The sequence below is a fragment of the Mesorhizobium sp. AA22 genome, assembly GCF_001672375.2.
Classification (GTDB): Bacteria; Pseudomonadota; Alphaproteobacteria; order Rhizobiales; family Rhizobiaceae; genus Mesorhizobium; species Mesorhizobium wenxiniae.
Genome location: NZ_CP048406.1, coordinates 2933559 through 2955489 on the forward strand (window position 1 = coordinate 2933559; position 21931 = coordinate 2955489).

Annotated in this window: 8 protein-coding genes; 2 read left to right on the forward strand and 6 right to left on the reverse strand. The window is 64.9% G+C overall.

Annotated features, from left to right (window positions below; genetic code table 11):
- Positions 1 to 25 precede the first annotated feature (25 nt).
- The 6 genes from cysW to A9K68_RS14320 form a co-directional block, all read right to left on the reverse strand.
- Positions 26 to 910 carry a sulfate ABC transporter permease subunit CysW gene (gene cysW, locus A9K68_RS14295; RefSeq protein WP_029351598.1) on the reverse strand — a complete coding sequence of 295 codons (885 nt, stop codon included), beginning with the start codon at positions 908 to 910 and terminating at the stop codon, positions 26 to 28.
- Entirely contained in the window at positions 903 to 1754 is an 852-nt protein-coding gene (cysT, locus tag A9K68_RS14300; protein WP_029351596.1) for a sulfate ABC transporter permease subunit CysT, read from the reverse strand. Before cysT ends, cysW begins: the two co-directional genes overlap by 8 nt.
- Positions 1755 to 1786: 32 nt before the next feature.
- Positions 1787 to 2815, reverse strand: coding sequence for a sulfate ABC transporter substrate-binding protein (locus A9K68_RS14305; protein ID WP_065006752.1), 1029 nt, complete (start codon positions 2813 to 2815; stop codon positions 1787 to 1789).
- A gap of 238 nt (positions 2816 to 3053) precedes the next feature.
- Complete coding sequence (locus A9K68_RS14310; RefSeq protein ID WP_065006753.1) at positions 3054 to 3767, reverse strand: M15 family metallopeptidase; 714 nt, start codon at positions 3765 to 3767, stop codon at positions 3054 to 3056.
- Position 3768: 1 nt separating this feature from the next.
- Positions 3769 to 5874, reverse strand: coding sequence for a penicillin-binding protein 1C (pbpC, locus tag A9K68_RS14315; RefSeq protein ID WP_065006754.1), 2106 nt, complete (start codon positions 5872 to 5874; stop codon positions 3769 to 3771).
- A gap of 195 nt (positions 5875 to 6069) precedes the next feature.
- Complete coding sequence (locus A9K68_RS14320) at positions 6070 to 11550, reverse strand: alpha-2-macroglobulin family protein (RefSeq protein WP_065006755.1); 5481 nt, start codon at positions 11548 to 11550, stop codon at positions 6070 to 6072.
- A 278-nt stretch (positions 11551 to 11828) separates the two neighbouring features.
- On the opposite strand from A9K68_RS14320, the gene A9K68_RS14325 reads away from it, so the two are divergent.
- Together A9K68_RS14325 and A9K68_RS14330 are read left to right on the forward strand one after the other, a co-directional pair.
- Positions 11829 to 13757: an autotransporter assembly complex family protein gene (locus A9K68_RS14325; protein ID WP_065006756.1), complete on the forward strand. Its 1929-nt coding sequence runs from the start codon at positions 11829 to 11831 to the stop codon at positions 13755 to 13757.
- The gene (locus A9K68_RS14330; RefSeq protein ID WP_246811376.1) at positions 13757 to 21673 is read left to right on the forward strand and encodes a translocation/assembly module TamB domain-containing protein; all 7917 of its coding nucleotides are present in this window, start codon (positions 13757 to 13759) and stop codon (positions 21671 to 21673) included. Before A9K68_RS14325 ends, A9K68_RS14330 begins: the two co-directional genes overlap by 1 nt.
- Positions 21674 to 21931: the final 258 nt, after the last annotated feature.

The window sequence follows — 21931 nt, forward strand, 5'->3', positions numbered from 1 at the left end:
GGCGACATCAAACTCTTTATTTCATCTAGTGTCCGCGCGTCGCGGCGAGCTCGGCGCCGTAGCGCATTTCGAGAAGTGTTTTCAAGACCAGCGTGACGAGCGCCAGGCCCGCAAGTAGTGAAGCGACGGCGAAGGCGGCTGCGGCATTGTACTCGTTATACAGGATTTCGACATGCAGCGGCATGGTGTTGGTCAATCCGCGTATGTGGCCCGACACGACGGAGACCGCGCCGAACTCGCCCATGGCGCGGGCATTGCACAACAAGACGCCGTAGAGCAGCCCCCATTTGACGTTGGGCAGCGTCACGTACCAGAACGCCTGCCAGCCATTGGCGCCGAGCGACAGCGCTGCCTCCTCGTCGCCATTGCCCTGTTCCTGCATCAAGGGAATCAGTTCGCGGGCGACGAACGGGAAAGTGACGAAGATGGTGGCGAGCACGATGCCCGGCACGGCAAACAGGATGACGATGCCATGCGCCTTCAGCCAGGCGCCGAGCAGGCCCTGTGCTCCGAACAAAAGCACATAGACCAGGCCGGAAATGACCGGCGAGACCGAAAACGGCAGATCGATGAGCGTGGTGAGGAAGGCTTTGCCCTTGAACTCGAACTTGGCGATCGCCCAAGCGGCGGAGATGCCGAAGACGACATTGAGTGGCACCGAGATCGCCGCCACCAGCAGTGTCAGGTGGATCGCCGAGCGCGTGTCTGGGTTGGTCAGCGCCTCCGTATAAGCACTGAGGCCCTTTGCGAAGGCTTCGTTGAAGACGACGATCAGCGGCAAGAGCAGGAAAATGCCGAGGAAGGCAAAGGTCACGATCATCAGCACGGCTTTCGCCGGGCGGCTTTCGGTCACTGCCGCCGACTGGCTTTCGTGGTGCGGTGCGTAGGATTTGATCTCCGGATCAGCCATAGCGCTTGCGGCTCCACGTCTGCACCAGATTGATGACCAGCAGCATCACGAACGACAAAGCGAGCATGATCGCCGCGATCGCGGTCGCCGCCGCATAATTGTATTCCTCCAGCCGGATGACGATCAGAAGCGGCGCGATCTCGGATTTGTAGGGCAGATTGCCGGCGATGAAGATGACGGAGCCGTACTCGCCAACACCGCGTGCGAAAGCCAGCGCGAAACCGGTGACGATGGCCGGCGCCAGGCCCGGAAGCAGAACTCGGGCGATGGTCTGGAAGCGATTGGCGCCGAGCGTCGCGGCCACTTCCTCCACCTCCTTGTCGATCTCCTCCATGATCGGCTGAACGGTGCGCACGACAAAAGGCAGCCCGATGAAGATCAGCGCTATGACGATGCCGAGCGGCGTGTAGGCGACCTTGATGCCGAGCGGTGCCAGCAGGCTCCCGAGCCAGCCATTCGGCGCGTAGAGCGTGGTCAGCGCGATACCGGCCACCGCCGTCGGCAAGGCGAAGGGCAGGTCGACCATGGCATCGACGATGCGGCGGCCAGGAAAGTTGTAGCGCACCAGTACCCAGGCGACGATCGTGCCGAAGACGACATTGACCGCGGCGGCAATGAAGGCGGTGCCGAAGCTGATTTCAAGCGCATTAATGGTGCGGCGGTCGGTGGCGATCGCCCAGAAATCGGCCCAGCCGAGCGCGGCCGATCGCCAGACCAGCCCCGAAAGGGGAATGAGGATGATGAGCGTGAGGTAGGCAAGAGAGAAGCCGAGCGTCAATCCGAAACCCGGAATGACGCTCGGCTGTCTGAACCGCCACCCCGCCTTTGCGGGTGCTGTGGTCATGTCGTCCTGATCTAGAGTCTAGCTTACTGGGTCTACTGGGCCGGCTTATAGATCTGGTCGAATATACCACCATCGCCGAAATGGTAAGGCTGCGCCTTCTTCCAACCGCCAAAAAGTGGATCGTCGATGGTGATCAGCTTGATCTCCGGCAGTTTGGCGAGGTCCTCCGCCGGCACCAGGTCGGGCTTCGACGGGCGATAATGGTTTTTGGCGATCAGCGTCTGGCCTTCCTTGGAGTAGAGGTAGCTCAGATAGGCTTCGGCGACTTTTCGCGTGCCCTTGGCATCGACATTGGCGTCGACCACAGCGACGGGCGGCTCGGCCAGGATCGAGGTCGGCGGGTAGACGATGTCGAAATTGTCGGCGCCGAACTCGTCGAGCGCCAGATAGGCCTCGTTTTCCCAGGCCAGCAGCACGTCGCCCAGGCCCTTTTGCGCGAAGGTTACGGTCGCGCCGCGCGCACCGGTGTCGAGCACCGGAACATGGGCGTAGAGATTGCCGACGAATTCCTTGGTCTTGGCTTCGTCGCCGCCATCCCTGGCATTGGCATAGGCCCAGGCGGCGAGATAGTTCCAGCGTGCGCCGCCCGAGGTCTTGGGGTTTGGCGTGATCACTTGGACGTCGTCCTTGACCAGATCGCCCCAGTCGTGGATGCCCTTCGGGTTGCCCTTGCGGACGAGGAAGACGATGGTCGAGGTGTAGGGCGCCGAATTGTTCTCGAACTTGGTCCTCCAGTCGGGATTGATCTTCTTCGATTTCGAGACGATCGCGTTGATGTCGCCTTCGAGCGCCAGCGTCACCACGTCGGCGTCGAGGCCGTCGATCACGGCGCGGGCCTGTGCGCCCGACCCGCCATGCGATTGCTGGACGGTTACCGTCTCACCGGTCTCGGCCTTCCAGTGGGCGACAAAGGCCTCGTCGAATTGCTTGTACAGCTCACGCGTCGGATCATAGGACACGTTGAGGATGGTGGTATCGGCAAACGCGAAACCGAGTGTTCCGAATTGGACCGATGCAGCGACCAGGGCGCCGAGCAGTTTCCTGAAATGAGGATTGGTCATTTACGCCTCCGTTGAGATCGCTGCAATCTACTGAATTGGTAGAAATTAGATGCACTCAATGTTGCTTTTTTTGTCCGTTCGAAGCAATTTTCCGCCGACATTTGGCCTTATGAAGAAATTCTTTCCTCTCGACGGCGGGGTGCCGAATCCGGGCTCATGCAGCGATCTATCTGGAGATCGCGCCTCGGCAATGGCTCGATGTGGTCTGGACGCGATTTGCTTCGCAGCGATCAGTGATTTAGTCGGCGGTGAGGGGAAAATCGAAGCGCTGCTTTGGAAACGGCTCGTTTTCCAGCGTGAAATGCCACCATTCGCGGGCATAATTCCTGAAGCCGCCGGCGCGCATGGCCTCGACAAGCCTCTTGCGATTTGCGGTTGCTACCCCGGCGAGCGGACGGTGCGCCGTTTCGCTCATCGGGTCGAAACAGTCGAAGCCGGTGCCGAAATCGAGCGTGTCGGCATCGGGCGCGCCACAGGCCTGTTTCGGAGCGGTGTTGCGGTCGACTCGCGCGATGGCGACATCGACGGTCGAGCCGCGCGAATGCGTCGACAGTTCACCGACATAGCCTTTGGCGATGAGGTCCTTTCGCTTGACCACTGGATACCATTGCGGGTCGGGTGGTCCGCCTTCTCTCGTCCATTCGCCCATGTCGGAGACGGCGCGCGCAGGGCGGTAGCAGTCAAAGACGACCAGCGTCAGGCCTTTGGCGGCAATCGCTTTCTGGACGCCGGAGAGCGCTTCCGCCGCTCGCCCGGTGAGGATGCATACTGGCGCGTCGTAGCCGGCCGCCTTGCGGCGCAGGAAATTGACTGTGCGGGCATAGCGGACGTCCTGCCGGATGGTGGGATCGATGTCGGCCAGCCGAACGAAGCCGGCGGGGAGGTCCGCGGAAACGGTATCGGCAGCCCACAGCAGGGCGCAAAACGCAATGCGCTGAATCGCTTGGCGCATTCTATTCAACGAACACTTTCACGCTGGCCGCGCGCCCGACCGCGTCGATCACGGTCAGGGTCGAATAGCCGGCGCCGTCCGGCTGCCAGGTCGCACTGCGCCGCCGGTCGATGCCGACCAGCGGCTTGCCATTGGCCAGCCAGCGGAACGGGGCGCGGCCGCCTTGCAGCTTCAGCACCAGCGGCGAGGCCCTGGCGGCGGTGGTGCCGAGATCGACGCGGGCGCCGTCGGGCGGAAAGATGATCGTCGGCGCAGGCTCGGTCGGCGTCGCCTGGACCAGCCCGTCGGCGCCAGAACCGAAACGCTCCAATGTCACCGGCAGATCGTCGCGCCTGCGTCTGGTGACGCCGGCCGGCTGGCCTGGCAGCGGCACGGGAGCCAGGCCGGAGCGGACAAAGCCCTCGAACAGGATCGGTGCGGCCGAGACATAGCCGGACAGGCCAGGCACCGCGCCGGCATCGGGGCGGCCGACCCAGACGCCCAGCACGTAGCGCCCGTCGAAGCCGACCGACCAGGCATCGCGGTAGCCGTAGGAGGTACCGGTCTTGTAGGCGATGCCGCGCCGGGCGACACCCTCGGGCGGCTTGACGCCCGACAATATGTCGGTGATCTGCCAGTTCGCCTGATCGTCAAGGATGGTAGCTGTGGAGCGTTCGGCATTCGCCGGCTCGGTGCCGTCATGCAGCGTGTGGGCCTTGCCGCCATTGGCAAGCCCGGCATAGAGCTGGATGAGGTCGCGCAGCGTCACGCCGACGCCGCCAAGGCCGATGGCGAGGCCCGGCGCCTTGTTGACGGGCAGGATCGGCGTGACGCCGGCCTGCCGGAAGCGCGCGAGCAGCCGCGCCGGCCCGACCGCGTCGAGCACACTGATCGCCGGCACGTTGAGAGACAGTTGCAGCGCCTGCCGGATGCTGACGTCGCCCTGGTAGCCCATGTCGAAATTCTTCGGCCGGTAGCCGGAAAAATCCGTCGGACTGTCGTCGATCAGCGTTTCCTGCGCGACCAATCCCTGTTCGAAGGCGAGCCCGTAGATGAACGGTTTCAACGTCGAACCGGGCGAGCGGACGATTCTGGTCATGTCGATCCAGCCGGAGCGGCTGGCGTCGAAATAGTTGGCAGACCCGACTTCGCCGAGGATCTCGCCGGTGCGGGTGTCGGCCAGCACCATGGCGACGGACAGGCGGGGGCCGAGCCTGGTTGCGGCATCCCTGGCCACCTGTTCCAGCCCTTCCTGGACGCTTTTGCGGATCGTCAGTTGTAGCTTCTGGCCGGGGCCGGCCTTGGAAAGCGCCGCGTAGGCGGCGTGAGCGGCGAGCGCCGGCAGCGTGCGGCGGACGCCTGAAACGTCGTCGAGCGCGGCGCGTGCGGCCTCGCGCTCGCCGAGCAGGCCCGATGAAACCATGCGCGCCAGCACCCGGTCGCGGGCGGCATGAGCGATTGCGAGATTGCGGTCGGGCCGGCGCTTTTCCGGCAACTGCGGCAGGGCAACAAGCAGGGCCGCCTCCGAGACCGTCAGCCGCTTCGGCTCTTTGCCGAAATAAGCCAGCGAGGCGGCGCGCACGCCTTCGAGGTTGCCGCCATAGGGCGCCAGCGTCAAATAGCGTTCGAGGATCTCGCGCTTGGTGAGCCGCCGCTCGATCTGTAGGGCGCGCAGCATCTGCTTGATCTTCGAGCCTAGGCTGCGGCTGTCGCGCGGCTCTGCCAGCCGGGCGAGTTGCATCGACAGTGTCGAGCCGCCGGAGACGATACGGCCATTGGCCACGAACTGGCCGGCGGCGCGGGCCAGCGCCAGCACGTCGACGCCTTCATGATCCCAGAAGCGCTTGTCCTCGTAAATCACCAGCATGTCGACGAGTTGCTTGTCGACCTGGTCGAGGCGGGTGGCGAGCCGCCAATACCCGTCCGGCGTGGCGAAGGCGCGCAACAGTTGGCCGTCGCGGTCCTGCACTTCGGTCGACACGGTGAGTTCGGCCGGCAACGGCGGCGGAAAGGCGCGGTCGAGCTGCCAAAGCCCGCCCGCGGCGATTGCTGCTAAGCCGGCGAGGAAGGCGGCGGCGATGGCCGAACGGCGCAGGATTTTTCGGTAAAGCACGGCGCTGCCCCTCATCCGCCTGCCGGCACCTTCTCCCCGTATAGTGACGGGGAGAAGGGGGCTGTCGCGACCCTTGGCGCCTTTTCTGCGACGTTCGAGGTTGGCGAAAACTTCGGCGCAAGCTTCTTTCTCCCCGTCTCTGTACGGGGAGAAATGCCCGGCAGGGCAATGAGGGGCAGCGCCATCGCCATATTCGCCGCCATCGGCGCCTTATGGCGCCTTGACCTCCATCATCCCGGTCGCGGTGCGGGCCGAATATTGCGGCCGGTACATGTCCTCGACCGTTGCAGCCGGATGGGCATAGGTGCCCGGTGTCACCGCGCGCACGACATAGGCGAGCGTAATGTTGCGGTCGCCGTCGCCATCGTTCGGATTGAAGGCCGCGACGAAACGGTCGTCGCGGAATTCGAGATGGGCGGCGTCGGTCTGAGCCAGCCACGAGAAGTTCGACAACTGGGCGCTGGAAACCAGGCCCGGATTGTCGATTTCGAAGCCGGCCGGCAGCAGATCGGTGATCACGAGCCGCGACGGCCACTTGTTCTGCTCGTAGATATTGAGCACCACGACATAGCGTTCGTTCTGGGTCACCTCCGTGACATTGGCTTCGGTGCCGTCGAGCTTGTAGTGGGTGCGGCCGATGGTGAAGCCGTTGCCGCCGGCCGGCAGCGGCTGGATCGGCGAGGCCACCGTGGTGACGACCGCCTGCAGCGGGTTGCTGCCGGTGTTGGCGACGGTCAGCGGGCTGTCGGCAATGTCGCTGCCGGCGATCTGGTCCGAATAGGCGCCGGCATGCGGCGCGCCGTTGATGGTCAGCGCGATCGAATCGTTGCCGGCCTTCAGTGCACGGGCCGCCAGCAGCATCCAGGACTCGTCCTGCGTGCTGGTCCATCTGACGGCGGCGCGTTCCTGCGTCACCCGCTTGATAAGCGCCGGCACGATCGTCGGCACCGGCTTCGATTCGGCGGCAAGCGCCAGCATCGCCGCGCCGTCGCGCAGCGGCGAGCCATAATCGGACCTATAGTAGTCGTATGCTGAGCTTGAACTGGCCAGTTGCAGGGCGGCCTGGAAGGTGGCTTCCGAGCGCTGCGTGTCGCCATAGAGCGCCAGGCCCGCCGCCAATTGGGCAACGGCCATCGGGCTGGTAAAGGCTTCGATCTGGGTGTCGGCATAGTAGCGCAGATCGCCGATCGAGGCCTTCTTGTTGCGGGCCAGTACATAGAGCGCATAGGCGATCTGGCTGCCGCGATCCTTGACGTCCTGGTCGTAGCCGATCGCGTTTTGCAGATTGCTCAGCGCCTGGTTCATCGCCTGGGTCGGCACGTCGTATTTCTGCTCGCGCGCCCGGGTCAGGAAGTCGGTGACATAGGCGTCGAGCCACAGGTCGCCGGAGCCCGGGCCCCACAGGCCGAAGCTGCCGGCCGAAGCTTGGTAGCTCAGCACCTTGTAGATGGCGTCCTGGATGCGGCCGCGCAGGTCGGCGTCGCTGGCCATGCCGACGCCCGATGCCATTTCGTTGACATAGAGAAGCGGCATGGCGCGGCTGGTGGTCTGCTCGGCGCAGCCATAGGGGTAGCGGTCGAGCGTCATCAGGAGCGACGGCACGTCGAAGGCCGCCGCCTGCGAAACGCCGACGCTAACCGAAGCGCCGTCGAGCACGCTTGCCGCCAGGAGCTCCTTGTCGACGCGCAGCGACCCGCCATTGCCCTTGAGGTCGACCACCATGCGGGTGGTCACCGGCAATTGCGCCGGGCGCACCGGAACATACAGCGTCTGCTCGACAGCGGTGCCGTCGGCATGGGCGAGCTTGATGGTGATCGAGGCGTTGCCCGGCGTTTCAGCGATCAGCGGCACGGTTAGCGTCTGCCGCTTACCCTTGGCGAGCGTCAGCTTTTCGGGCAGGGCGGCACTGCCGGTCGAAAGATTGGCGGTGGTGTTTATCGACAGTGCATAGTCGCCCTCCGGGCCGTCGGCGTCGGTGACGTCGAGCCGCATGACGGCCGAATCTTCAGGCGCCAGGAAGCGCGGCAGGCCGGCGGTGATCACCACCGGATCGCGCACGATCACGTCGGACTGGTCATGGCCGACCCCGTCCTTAGTCCAGGCGACGGCCATGACGCGCACGGTGCCGTTGAATTGCGGGATGTCGAAGTCGATCCGCGCCTTGCCGTCGGCGTCGAGCGGGACCGGACCGGAGAAGAAAGCGACCAGCTTTTCGGTCGGCGGGCTGCCTTGCGATTGTATGTTGGCGCCGTCGCCGCCGGTGCGCAGCTTGCCTGATGTGCCCAGCGAGCCGTCGATCAGACGGCCGTAGAGGTCGCGTACCTCAAGGCCGAGCATGCGCTGGCCGAAGAACCAGGTCTCAGGATCCGGCACCTTGTAATTGGTCAGGTTGAGGATGCCGACATCGACGGCCGCGACCATGACATAGGCGTTGGCACCCGGCTGCACACCGGCCACGGAGACCGGGATCGACAGCTGCTGGCGCGGCATGGTCTTGTCCGGCGGCGTCAGGGTGACGGCGAGCTTCTTGGAGCCCGGATCAACCTTCAGCCATTTGACGCCGATGGCGCGCGCCGGCATGCGCGTTTCCTGCGCATCGCCCGGCCTGAACAGCGTTGCCGTGACATAGGCGCCGGCGCCCCAGTCGTCGCCGACCGGGATGTCGATGGTGCTGCCATCTGCCGGCACGCTGGCGGTGACGGTTTTCAAGAGTTTGTCCGCGCCGATGGTGAGGAGCAGCTCGCCGGCAAAATGCGGCGACACTTTGAGTTTGGCCACTTCGCCCGCCGCGTAGTTGTCCTTGTCGAGGGCGATTTCGAGGCCGTCAGGCGTTTCGGTGGTGGTGGAGCTGACATACCAGCCGGCGTCGAATTCGTAGCTGGTCGCCGGGCCTTCCGGGTCCGATGTCTCGATCTCGAGCCGATAGCGGCCCCAGTCGACCGGCAGCGAGACGGTGGCCTCGCCGTCGGCGGTCAGGTCGACCTGGCCGTTGGCCACCGACTTGGTGAAGGTGACCGGCTCATAGTTCCAGGAATTGCTTGAGCGGTACCATTGGTAATTGCGTTCGACCTTGACCAGCGACCATTGCGCGCCCTGCAGCGCCTCGCGCCTGCCGTCGGGGTCGACCGCAATCAGGCTGAACTTCGCCGTGCCGCCTTGCGGCACCTCGTCACCGTCGAAATCCGGGCGGATGCCGATCATGTGGCCCTGCGGCCGGATGCCGATGTTGAGCGAGCGCTCGACGGCGCGGCCGCCGGTCTCGCGCATCCTGACCGTAACCTTGGCATCGACGAGCTTGGTGGTCGAGGGCAACTGGTCGACGGAAACCGGGAAGGTCGCCTTGCCGTCCTCACCGACCACCGGCAGATCCGTGAACGGCGTGATTGACGGTTCGGCCGACTGCTCGTCGGCGAGGCCGAAGGAATAGCCCTTGAAGCGGTCCCAGTCACGGGTGGTCGACAGCGTCAGTTCGCCTTCGAGCGCCAGCCCGGCGGCCGGCGCGCCATAAAGGAAGCGGCCGTCGACGGTGACGTTGGCAGTTTCGCCCTGCGCGATCTCCTGCTTGTCGGAGGACAGGTCCAACTCGATGCGATCCGGCACGAAATCCTCGACCAGGAACATCTGGCTGGCGACCGCCGCCTGCTTGGGGTCGGTGTGTATCGCCACCGTCCAGGTGCCGCGCATGGCGTTGGGTTCGAGCGGCAGGTCGACGGCATGGCCGCCGGCCGATGCGCCGTCGCTGACGATGCGGCGGTTCTCGACGCCGTCGGGACGGGTGAAGATGAAGGTCAACGGCAGGTTCTCGACGGCCTTGGCGGCGCCGTCGCGGGCAAGCGCCGCGACGTGGACGTCCTCGCCGGCGCGGTAGATGCCGCGTTCGGTCCAGGCATAGACGTCGAGTGCGCCCGGCGCCGGACGCCCGGTGACGCCACGATCGGAAAGATCGAAGCCGGCGCGGCCCATGTCGAGGAAGACGAAGTCGCTGTCACCTTGCTTGGCTGTCAGCACCGCCGGGACCATGCCGCCGTCGCCGCGCGTCAGTCCGGGGTTGAAGACGGCGCGGCCTTCCGCGTCCGTGGTTGCGGTGCCGAGGATTTCGTTGTTCCTGGCGAGCAGCGTCAGTTCAGCACCTGATATCGGCTTGGCGGTTCCGAGCGAACGGGCAAAGACGTTCAGCCCATCCTGTCCGGTATAGGTCGACAGGCCGATATCGGAGACGACGAACCATTGCGTAGCGCGCGAATCATAGTCGTTGTCATTCTCGTCGACCGGTTGCGCGGTCAGCACATAGACGCCGGGCTTGCGCTGCGGCAGTGCTTCGTCGACCGGGAAGGAGGTGGTGACTTCCTTGTTCAGGTCGTTGGCGATGTCGAGCTGGCCTTGCCAGACCGGCTCGCCCATCTGATCGGAAATGTTGGTGATGTCATAGCCGTCAAGTTGGCGCAGGAACTGGTAGCCGGACAGAAGCTGGGTCAGCGAGCGGTCGCCGATGCGATAGAGCTTCATTTCGGCGGCGTTCATGTTGACGGTGACGACCGGAATACCGCGGCGCGCGCCGGCAGGCAGCACGAAGCTGTCGCCGGTGAAACGGGCGGACGGGGCGCGGTCCTGCACATAGATGGACAGCACCACCGGTGCGGTGATCACCTCGCCGATGGCGGCCGGCAGGCCGGGGCGGAAGGTCACGTCGTAATGCTGGCCGTGCTCGAGCCCTTCGACGCAGATCTGCTTGTCCTTGGCCTCGACGCCCTTGGGAGCGGCGTTGTCGACGGTGACGAATTGCGAATAGTCGACGCCGGTCTTGACCAGATCTTCGGAAAACTGCGCGCAGATGCGCGGCGCACTGGTGTCGGCTTCGACCGTGTGATCGATGACGCGAAAGCCCTTGCGCGCTTTCAAGTCTTCATAATCGGCCTTGACCGCCGGAGAATTGACCAGCGCGAGGCTCGCTTCGTAAGCCTGCAGGGCGGGCCGGGCGAGGTCGCGGCGATCGAGCGCGGCGCCAAGCAGCGCCAGCACGGCGGCGCGCGTCTTGGTGGTGCGCAGCAATTTGTAGGCGTTGAAGCCGGCGGAGGTGGCGTTCGCAGGCAGGGTAGACGCCTCCGCGCTGTTGGCGGTCGGCTGCACGGCGAGCGTTTCCTGCGCCAGTTCGAACCAGAGCTTGCCATCATCGGGCAATACCGAAACCAAAGCCTCGTATTTCTGCATGGCCGAGCGGTGGTCGCCGGTCAGCGACGCCTGTTCGGCCGCCTCCCTCAGTGCCGTCAGCCCTTCGGTGGGCTTGGTGTAGGCCGGGCCTGTGAGCCTGTTGCGGTATTGCTGGGCCTGGTCGGCCATCCAGGTGGGGAAGAAGGCGAGATCCGGCGGCGCGCCGATATCGAGGTCGCCATCGATGTTAACGACCTTGCCGGCGACGGCGCCCTTGAAGGGTTTCAGCGTGTTGTAGTCGGATTTGAGAAAACACCATTTGGCTTTGGGGTTGTAGGTGAAGGCGCGGCAGGCCGGATCGCCCAGGCATGTCGTCTTGCACTGGTCGAGGCTGACATTCTGGTCGGATCTGAGATCGAAGCCGAAATAATCGGAATTGTCTGACGTCACCACCCGGCGCGCTTCGGCCGCTTGCGCGACACCGCTCCAGGTGAAAAAGAGAAGGAAAAGAATCGACAGACCACGAGCCGCGCGCATTGCCATAAACCCCTCCAGACACTGCTTTACGTTACGTCCGGACATGTTCAAGCTTCAGTCAGCCTTGTCAACACGAGGACGCGGCAGGTTCCGCCTGCCAACGGTTTCCTTTCCGGCGGATGACCGGTAGTACCTCCATAGGACAGGGATCACGCATTCTTGCGGTGACGCAGAAGGTGTGAATTCCAAGCCCTGTCCATTTCAGACAATTGGATTGTGGCCCCTTTACGAGCAATTCAGAACTTCATTCCAATTTTAGCTTTGGACGCTAGGGTAGAGTTGTAATGTCGGCGTATGAAAAGCAGATGTCGGGAGGAACCGCGCCACGGCGCGTGTTTTCGCTCGCTTTGCTTTTCTCCTTGCTATGTTCGACTGCACTGGTTGCCGCGAGCGGAAATGCGGCCGCTTTCGAGATCTTCGGCATCAAGCTGTGGGGATCGTCGGAGGATGAAGATGCCGACATCGTCGATCCGTTGCGCTATGCGGTGACCATCGAGGCGCCTGACGCCGACGAGGATCTCGCCGAGAAGCTCGAAAACGCCTCGGCGCTGAAGGACGACGAAGAACGTCCAGTCTCTGGTTCGCTCGGCCTGCTGGCCAAGGCGCGTGGCGACCGCGATCAGCTTGTCGCCGCACTTTATGCGGACGCCCGTTACGAGGGCGTCGTCACCATCACCATCGAAGGCAAGCCGCTCGACGATTTGCCGCCCGACGCCGAATTTTCGGGTCCGCAGCCGATTCCGGTGGTGATCAACATTGCGACCGGGCCGAAATTCACGCTTGGCGACATCAGGCTGGCGGGCGATGCGGCGGGGCTGGCGGGGGCAGATTTCGGCCTGATCGCCGGCGGCGATGCCGGTTCCGGTGCCGTGCTCAAGGCCGAGGCGTCGATCGTGCGGGCGCTCAAAGAGGAAGGCAGGCCGCTGGCCAAGGTGACGGAGCGCGAGATCATTGCCGACCACGCCACCTCGACGCTCGACGTGACGCTGACTGTGGCGGCCGGGCCGGTTGCCGGCTACGGCGACACCACGGTCGAGGGCACCGAAAAGGTCGACCGCGATTTCACCGAATATATGACCGGCCTGAAGCGCGGCCGCCAATATTCGCCGGAAGAGATCGACGAGGCGCGCGACCGCCTGCTCGGGCTGGAAGTCTTCAACAGCGTGACGCTGAAGGAGGCCGACAGTCTCGATGCCGACGGCAACATCCCGATCGGCGTCGAAGTGAGCGAGCGCAAGCCGCGCTATTTCGGCCTTGGCGGCACCTTCTCCAACACCGAGGGGCTCGGCCTTGAAGGCTATTGGGGCCACCGCAACCTGTTCGGCCGTGCCGAAAAGCTGCGTATCGAGGGCGCAATCAGCGGTATCGGCAGCAATGAGCTGACCGAGCTCAACTACAATGCCGGCATCATGTTCGAAAAACCGGGCGTGGTCGGGCCGGCGTCGAAATTCTTCGCCGGCGCCAACACCGTATTAGAGCATCCCGACGCCTACGACCATTTCTCGGTCAAGGGCAACACCGGCCTGTCTTATGAACTCGACAGGCAGCAGACGGTTTCCGCGGAAGTCGCGCTCGACTATTCGAAGATCACCGATTCCTTCGGCAAGCACACCTATCTGATAGCCAGCATTCCGCTGCGATATGTCTTCGACAACCGGGACAGCCGGCTCAATCCGACGACGGGATTCAGGGCGCTGGCCTATGCCGAGCCGAGCTACGACATTTTGAACGGTGCGGCCTTCGTCAAGCTGAGGGGCGAAGGATCGGCCTATCAGTCGCTCGACGCGGCCTCGAAGTTCGTCTTGGCCGAACGTGTCGCCATCGGCTCGATCATCGGTGCTGGCCTTCAGGATGTTCCGGCCGACCGACGCTTCTATTCCGGCGGCGGCGGCTCGGTGCGCGGTTATGCCTATCAGGGCATCGGTCCCAAGGACATCGACGGAGAGCCGATCGGCGGGTTATCGTTCTTCGAGACCTCGGTCGAGATGCGCATCGCCATCACCGACACGATCGGCGTCGTGCCGTTCGTCGATGTCGGCACCGTCTCGACCAATCAATTCCCGGATTTTTCTGGCATGAAGGTCGGCACCGGCGTCGGCCTGCGCTATATTACGCCGTTCGGACCGCTGCGCATCGATGCGGCGGTGCCGCTCAACCGGGGTCCCGATGACCCGCATTTCGGCATCTATGCCGGCATCGGCCAGGCGTTCTGATGACAATGTTCAAGCGCATCCTTCGCATTGTCCTTTACACGCTGCTCATCCTAGTGGCGGCGGTGGTCGGTGCGCTCGTCGTGCTGACCAAGACCGAGCGCGGCCGCGACAATCTCGCCGGCATCATCTCGACCGTGGCGTCGACCGATGACCGGAAGGTCACGGTCAGCGGCATCGACGGCATCTGGTCCGGCGCGCTGACTGTCGATCATGTCGTGCTGGAGGATCGTCAGGGCGCCTGGCTGGTGGCGCGCAAGGTGGCCGTCGACTGGTCGCCGCTGGCGCTTCTGTCGAAAAACTTCAGCGCCGGCCGCATCGCCGCCGATCGCATCGAGCTGGCGCGGCTGCCGGTGGCCGGCACGCAGCCGGGCCAGGGTGGCGCCCCCACGCTGCCGGTGTCGCTCGACATCAAGCAGATCGACCTGCCAGAAATCGCGCTCGGGCAGGCCCTGGCCGGCAGCGGTATTGCAGAGCTCGCGGCCAAGGGTTCGTTCAAGGCCGACGCGGCGCCATTGGCGCTAGAAACCAGCCTCAACATCACCCGCCACGACGGCAAGCAAGGCAAGGTCGACGCCAACATCCATTTTGCGCCCGCCGACAACAAGCTCGATCTCGATCTGAAGGCATCCGAGCCGGCCGGCGGCATCATCGCCAATCTGCTCAAATTGCCGGATGCGCCGCCGATCAACGTCGTCGTCACCGGCACGGGGCCGGTCGCCAACTGGAGCGGCATCGGTACCTTCGTCGTCGACGGCCAGATCGTCACCCAGCTCACCGGTCGCCACCAGCTCACCGACAAGGGCAACTATGTCGAGGCAAAGGGCGACGGCGATTTCCAGCGCTTATTGCCGGACAATCTGAAATCCTTGTTTGCCGGCAAGACCAGTTTCGACCTTGCCGGAACCGCGATCGTGACGGGCGGCGTCGAAGTCGAGCGCGCCAGCATCGACAGCGATGCCGTGCATGGCACGGCCGCGGGCATCATCGACCCCAATGGCGCCAGCGACCTTTCGGTGGAGCTCGCCGCCAAGGGCCCACCGATCGTGCTCAGCCTCGGCGCTGCGGCACAGCCGGTGACGGTCGCGATCACCGGCGCCACGGCCCGCGCGTTCGGCGGCGGCAAGGCGCCGATAGTCGACATCGGCGCGTCCCTGGTCTCGGTGGTGGCGGGCGGCACGCGGGTGGACGATCTGGTGGCTGAAATCCATTCCGACGGCTTCGATATCCAGGACCGCAGCGGACCGGTCACCATCAAGCTTGCGGCCGGCGGCCTGAACACCGACGTGGCGACGCTGGCGCCGCTGGTGACCGGCAGGGTGACCGCTGATCTCGCGGGGTCGGTCAGCAAGGACGAAATCGTCGTCGATCAAGGCACGCTGCGCAGCGATGCGCTCAATGCCTCGGTGACGTCCAGGGTGACGCTGGCCGATTTGGCGATGACGCTCAAGATGAATGCCGATGCCGTCTCGACTGCACTGCCGCCGCAGATCCGCTCGGTTCTGGGCAAGCGCGTGACATTCTCGGCGACCGCGACCCGTGACCCGCAAGGTTCCTTTGCCGCCAACGCGCTGCAACTCACTTCGGGCTCGCTCAGCGCCAGCGGCACCGCCAGCGCGACGGGCACCGACATCAAGGCCGACATCAAGGGTACGCTCGGCGATGTTTCGGTGCTGTCGCCGATGGTCGGCGTACCGGTCGGCGGGGCCGTCGATTTCGCGCTGACGGCGAGCGGCGCGCGCACGGCGCCGGATTTCTCGGTCTCGGCCGACAGCGACAGCCTGACCGCGTCGGGCCGGACGGTCAAGACGATCAAGCTGACAGCGACGGGCAAGGCCGACATCGTCAATCCCGCTGCCGATGTCGCACTGACAGGGTCCGTCGACGACCAGCCGCTCGATCTCAGGGCATCTTTGGTGACGCGTGACGGAACGCGTTCCCTCAACGGGCTTAGCCTATCGCTGGCCGACAACAAGGTCTCGGGCGATCTCGTGCTCGACGACAGCTTGCTGCCGCTCGGCACACTGACACTCGAAGCGCTCGATATCGGCCCGCTGGCCGCACTTGCCGGGCAGACGGCGGCCGGCGACGTGCAGGGCAGCATCCGCCTCTCGAATGATGGTGGCGTGCCGGCAGTTGCGATCGATGCCACGAGCGGGTCTATTTCGCGCGGCGATCTGGCGGCGAAGACCATCGCCGTCAACGCGCTGGTCGCCAACTATCTCAAGGCACCGGCGATCTCCGGCACGATCAAGGCCGATACGGTCACGTCGGGAACCACCGTGATCAGCGGCATCGGTGTCGATTTGAAGCGCGAAGGCGACTGGACCGGGTTTTCCGGCGGCGCCACCGTCAAGGACATTCCGGCCAGGGCCGAAGGCAGGGTGAAGATCGCCGACGGCACGACAAGTGTCGAGATCGCTTCCGGCGAAGCGGCCATTCGCGGCATCAGGGCGGCGGTCGCGCAGCCGTCGAGCTTAAACATCGCCAATGGCATGGCCAGCATCGAGAAGCTGATGCTCGATGTCGGCGGCGGATCGGTGACCGTGTCCGGCACCGCCGGCCCGACGCTCGACCTCGCGGCAGAGTTTTCCGCACTGCCGGCCGCCCTTGCCAATGATTTTTCACCCGGCCTCGACGCCGCGGGCACGCTCGGCGGAACAGCGCAAGTGACGGGACCGTCGGCATCCCCCGACATTCGTTTCAGTGCGCAGCTCAGCGGCGCCGAGACCCGCCAGACCCGCCAGGCGGGGCTCGGGTCGCTCAATGTCGATGCGGCAGGCAGCTACTCCTCTGCCGGTGGCATTGCCATCGACCATGCGACGCTTGCCGGTGACAAAATTTCCGGCAAGGCCGCCGGCACCATCAACCCGAACGGCGCCAGCGATTTTGCGCTCGACCTCGCCTCGACCGGCCCGAGTCTGCCGCTGGCGCTTGGCAGCACCGAGAGCCCGATCAATCTCGAATTGCAGGCGCTGTCGGTGGAGGTCGCGGGGCAGGGCATGCAATCGACGCTGAATATCTCCGCGACACTGCCGTCGGTCGCCACCAACCTCGCCAAGGCCGAAGGCTTCGCGCTTGCGCTCCATTCCGACGCCTTCGATCTGAAGGGCCGGACAGGGCCGATCTCCGGCACGGTGACGGCGGACAAGATCGGCCTGGACAATCCGACCATCGCGCCGCTGCTCGCCGGAAAGATCACCGCCAAGGTCGCCGGCAGTCTGGCGACCGACGCCATCGTGATCGACAGCGGCTCGGTGACGAGCGAGGTACTGGACAGCGGCTTTAATGGAAGGGTCTCCCTGGCCGATGGCGCCATCGATCTCAACCTCAGGGCGGTTGCGGCTTCCGCGGCACTGCCGGCGGCAGTGCGCGGCGTGCTCGCCGAGCGGACGCAGCTCAGCGTGGCACTGAAGCGCGACGCCAACGGCAATGTCACCGCCAACGCCATCAGGCTGGTATCAGGTGCATTCAGCGCCGACGGGCAGGCCAGCCTCGCCGACAACAAGGTCAGCGCCGAGGTCAAGGGCGCGCTGTCCGACGTCTCGCTTCTGTCCGGGGATGCCAAGGGCGCCATCGCTTTCGCGCTAAACGCGCAAGGCGCCGGCACCGCGCCTGACCTGTCACTGACGGTCGACAGCGACCGGCTTTCGATGGCGGCGCGAGAAATCACCGGGCTAAAGCTTACCGCGACGGGGAAGGGGGACATCGCCAGCCCGGCGGCCGATATCTCGCTAACCGGATCCGTCAATGACGAGCCACTCGATTTCAAGGCGTCGCTGGTAACGCGGCAGGGAAAGCGGTCCATAGACGGACTAAGCCTGTCACTGGGCGACAACAAAGTTTCGGGCGACCTTGCTCTCGACGATAGCTTCCTGCCGCTCGGCACGGTGGCGCTGGATCTACCCGATATCAGTCCGCTCGCAGCCCTGGCGCTGGAAAAAGCTAACGGCGACGTGCGTGGCACGATCGCCTTCTCGAAGACCGGCAATGCGCCTGATGTCGCCATCAAAGCGACCACAGATTCAATTTCGCGCGGCGATCTTTCGGCAAAGACGGTCACCATCGATGCGCTGATTGCCAACTATCTCGCCGCACCGGTGATCTCCGGAAAAATCCGTGCCGACAGCGTCACCTCCGGCGGCACCGTCATTCGCGGCATCGATGTCGATCTCAAGCGCGAAGGCGACTGGACCGGGTTTTCCGGCGGCGCCACCGTCAAGGACATTCCGGCCAGGGCCGAAGGCAGGGTGAAGATCGCCGACGGCACGACAAGTGTCGAGATCGCTTCCGGCGAAGCGGCCATTCGCGGCATCAGGGCGGCGGTCGCGCAGCCGTCGAGCTTAAACATCGCCAATGGCATGGCCAGCATCGAGAAGCTGATGCTCGATGTCGGCGGCGGATCGGTGACCGTGTCCGGCACCGCCGGCCCGACGCTCGACCTCGCGGCAGAGTTTTCCGCACTGCCGGCCGCCCTTGCCAATGATTTTTCACCCGGCCTCGACGCCGCGGGCACGCTCGGCGGAACAGCGCAAGTGACGGGACCGTCGGCATCCCCCGACATTCGTTTCAGTGCGCAGCTCAGCGGCGCCGAGACCCGCCAGACCCGCCAGGCGGGGCTCGGGTCGCTCAATGTCGATGCGGCAGGCAGCTACTCCTCTGCCGGTGGCATTGCCATCGACCATGCGACGCTTGCCGGTGACAAAATTTCCGGCAAGGCCGCCGGCACCATCAACCCGAACGGCGCCAGCGATTTTGCGCTCGACCTCGCCTCGACCGGCCCGAGTCTGCCGCTGGCGCTTGGCAGCACCGAGAGCCCGATCAAACTCGAGCTGCAGGCGCTGTCGGTGGAGGTCGCGGGGCAGGGCATGCAATCGACGCTGAATATCTCCGCGACACTGCCGTCGGTCGCCACCAACCTAGCTAAGGTCGAGGTGCTCACCCTGGCATTGCACTCGGACGCCTTCGACGTGAAAAGCCGGACAGGGCCGATTTCCGGCACGGTGACGGCGGACAAGATCGGCCTGGACAATCCGACCATCGCGCCGCTGATCGCCGGCAAGGTCACCGCCAAGGTCGCCGGCAGTCTGGCGACCGACGCCATCGTGATCGACAGCGGGTCGGTGACGGGCGACGCGCTGAACACCGGCTTCGACGGAAGGGTCTCGCTGACCGACGGCGCCATCGATCTCAACCTCAGGGCGGATGCGGCTTCCGCAGCGCTGCCGGCGGCAGCGCGCGGAATGCTCGCGGAGCGGACAGAACTCAGTGCCGCGTTGAAGCGTGACGCCAATGGCAATGTCAACGCGAACGCGATCAGACTGGTATCCGGCGCGCTGACCGCCGACGGGCAGGCCAGCCTTGCCGACAACCAACTCGCCGTCGACATCAAGGGCGCGCTGACCGACATCTCGCTTCTGTCCGGGGATGCCCAGGGCGCCATCGCTTTCGCGCTGAACGCGCAAGGCGCCGGCACCGCGCCTGACCTGTCGCTGACGGTCGACAGCGACCGGCTCTCGGTGGCCGAACGCGAGATCACCGGGTTGAGGCTCACCGCCACCGGCAAGGCCGATGCCGCCAACCCGGCGGCCAATGTCCAACTGACCGGAAATGTCGCGGGCCAGCCCCTGCAAGGCCGTGCCGTGCTGGCGACGTCAGACGGCAAGCGCGCTATCAACGGGCTTCTGCTGTCACTCGGCAAGAACCGGGTATCAGGCGACCTGGCACTTGACGAGGCGTTCGTGCCTGATGGCACCGTGGCGCTCGACCTGCCTGATATCGGACCGCTCGCAGCCCTTGCGCTGGAAAAGGCGGAAGGCGACGTGCGTGGCACGATCGTCTTCTCGAAGACCGGCAATGCGCCTGAGGTCACCATCAAGGCTTCGACGGCTTCAATTTCACGCGGCGATGTTTCGGCAAGGACGGTCACTATCGATGCATCGATCGCCAACTATCTCGCGGCACCGGTGATCTCCGGAAAGATCCGTGCCGACAGCGTCACCTCCGGCGGCACCGTCATTCGCGGCATCGATTTCGATCTCAAGCGTGACGGCGACTGGACAGGCTTTTCCGGCGGCGCCAACGTCAAGGACATGCCGGCCAGGGCCGCCGGCCGCGTCAGGGTCGCCAACGGCACGACGACCGTCGAGCTCACCTCCGGCCAGGCGACCATGCGCGGCATCAAAGCGGCGATCGCTCAGGCCTCGACCATCACCATCGCCAACGGCACGACCAGCCTGGACAAGCTCGCACTCAACCTCGGCGGCGGCACGGCGACGGTTTCGGGCAAGGTCGGGGAGGCGCTCAATCTCAACGCGACGCTGGCGCGGGTGCCGATGTCGCTGGCCAACAGTTTCTCGCCGGGCCTCGATGCCGCCGGCTCGATATCGGGCACGGTGAAGGTGACGGGCGCGCCGGCCAATCCGGCCGTCGCCTTCAAGATCGACGCCGCAGGCGTCCAGACGTCGCAGACCCGCGGTGCCGGTTTCGGCGGCATGGGCGTTTCGTCCTCCGGAACATATTCTGGCAACAGGCTGACCTTCGACGCCAGCATGAGCGATGCCGCCGGTCTCGGCCTCAAGGGCGGCGGCACGATGACGACATCAGGCACGCCCACCCTTGATCTCGACTTTGCCGGCAAGGTGCCGTTCGCTTTCCTCACCCGGACACTTGCCGCTCAAGGCCTGTCTTTGAGCGGCACGGCCGACGTCAATTTGAAGGTGCGCGGCCCGGCGACGTCGCCGGTGATCACAGGCACGGTCCGCACGTCAGGTGCCCGCCTGATCGATGCACGCTCGGGACTTGCGATCAACGATATCACCGCCGATGTGGTGATCGGCGGTGGCGTCGCCAGGATCAACCGCCTGACCGGCAAGTTGTCGACGCGCGGCAGCCTGTCGGCCAGCGGCACGGTCGGCATCAGTCCGGCGCAGGGTTTTCCAGCCGATCTGTCGGTCAAGCTCGTCGACGGCCGCTACACCGACGGCAGGGTGGTCACCGCCAACCTCAGTGGCGACCTGACCATCAAGGGGCCGCTCGCGTCGGCGCCGGTGATCTCGGGTACGATCAACCTGGCCAAGACCGTCATCACCGTTCCCGAAAAGCTGCCGGGCTCGCTGGCGGCGCTCGACGTCAAGCACAAGAACGCACCGGCAGCCGTGCGCGCGCAGGACAAGGCGTTGCGCCCGGCGACGGCGAGCGGCAGCAGCGGTGGCGGCGGCCTCAACCTCGATGTCACGGTCAACGCGCCGAGCCAGATCTTCATCCAGGGCAGGGGTGTCGATGCCGAGCTTGGCGGTTCGCTGCGGCTGACCGGCCCGGCATCGTCGCCGCAGGCCGTTGGCACCTTCACCTTGCAGCGCGGGCGGCTGACGATCCTCGCCAAGCGGCTGACCTTCACCGAAGGCACGGTCGGCTTTTCAGGCTCGCTGGTGCCTTATCTCAACCTCACAGCGACATCGACGACGAGCAGCGCCACCGTCACCATCGTGGTGTCGGGCGAGGCGACCAATCCGAAATTCAATTTCTCGTCGGTGCCTGCGCTGCCGGAAGACGAGGTCCTGGCGCAACTGATTTTCGGCCGCTCGATGTCGAACCTGTCGCCGCTGCAGATCGCCCAGCTTGCCGAAGCCGCCGCGCAGCTGGCCGGTGTCGGCGGCTCGACCTCGCTGCTCCAGAACCTGCGCAGCGCGATCGGCGTCGACGATCTCGACGTCGTCACCGACGAGGAGGGCGGCACCGCGGTCTCGGCGGGCAAATATCTCAACGACCGCACCTATGTGACCATCCAGAAGGGCGACAAGCCGGGTTCGGGCAAGGCGGCGGTCGATCTCGACGTCGGGCGCGGCGTCAAATTGCGCGGCGAGGCCACAGACGCCGGCGAAGCCAAGGGCGGCGTTTTCTACGAGCGCGAGTACTGAAGCCGGCCGACGCGAGAGGGTCTGGCAATCCGACAATTGTCGCCGTTTTGGCACCCCGTCCGGGATCGGCTGGCGCTGTGCAAAGCTTCGCGCATGACGCCGGAAATCGGGACCAATTTTCGGTTAGACTAGCGGGCATCAACGTTCTCACACGACAAGTCAAACCACACCGCGCTCCTCTTCGGCGTGCGCCTCTGGAGAGGACGATAGTCCTAACGCAATCGTACCACCCGGCAATAAACCGCCGACCGGCTTCCG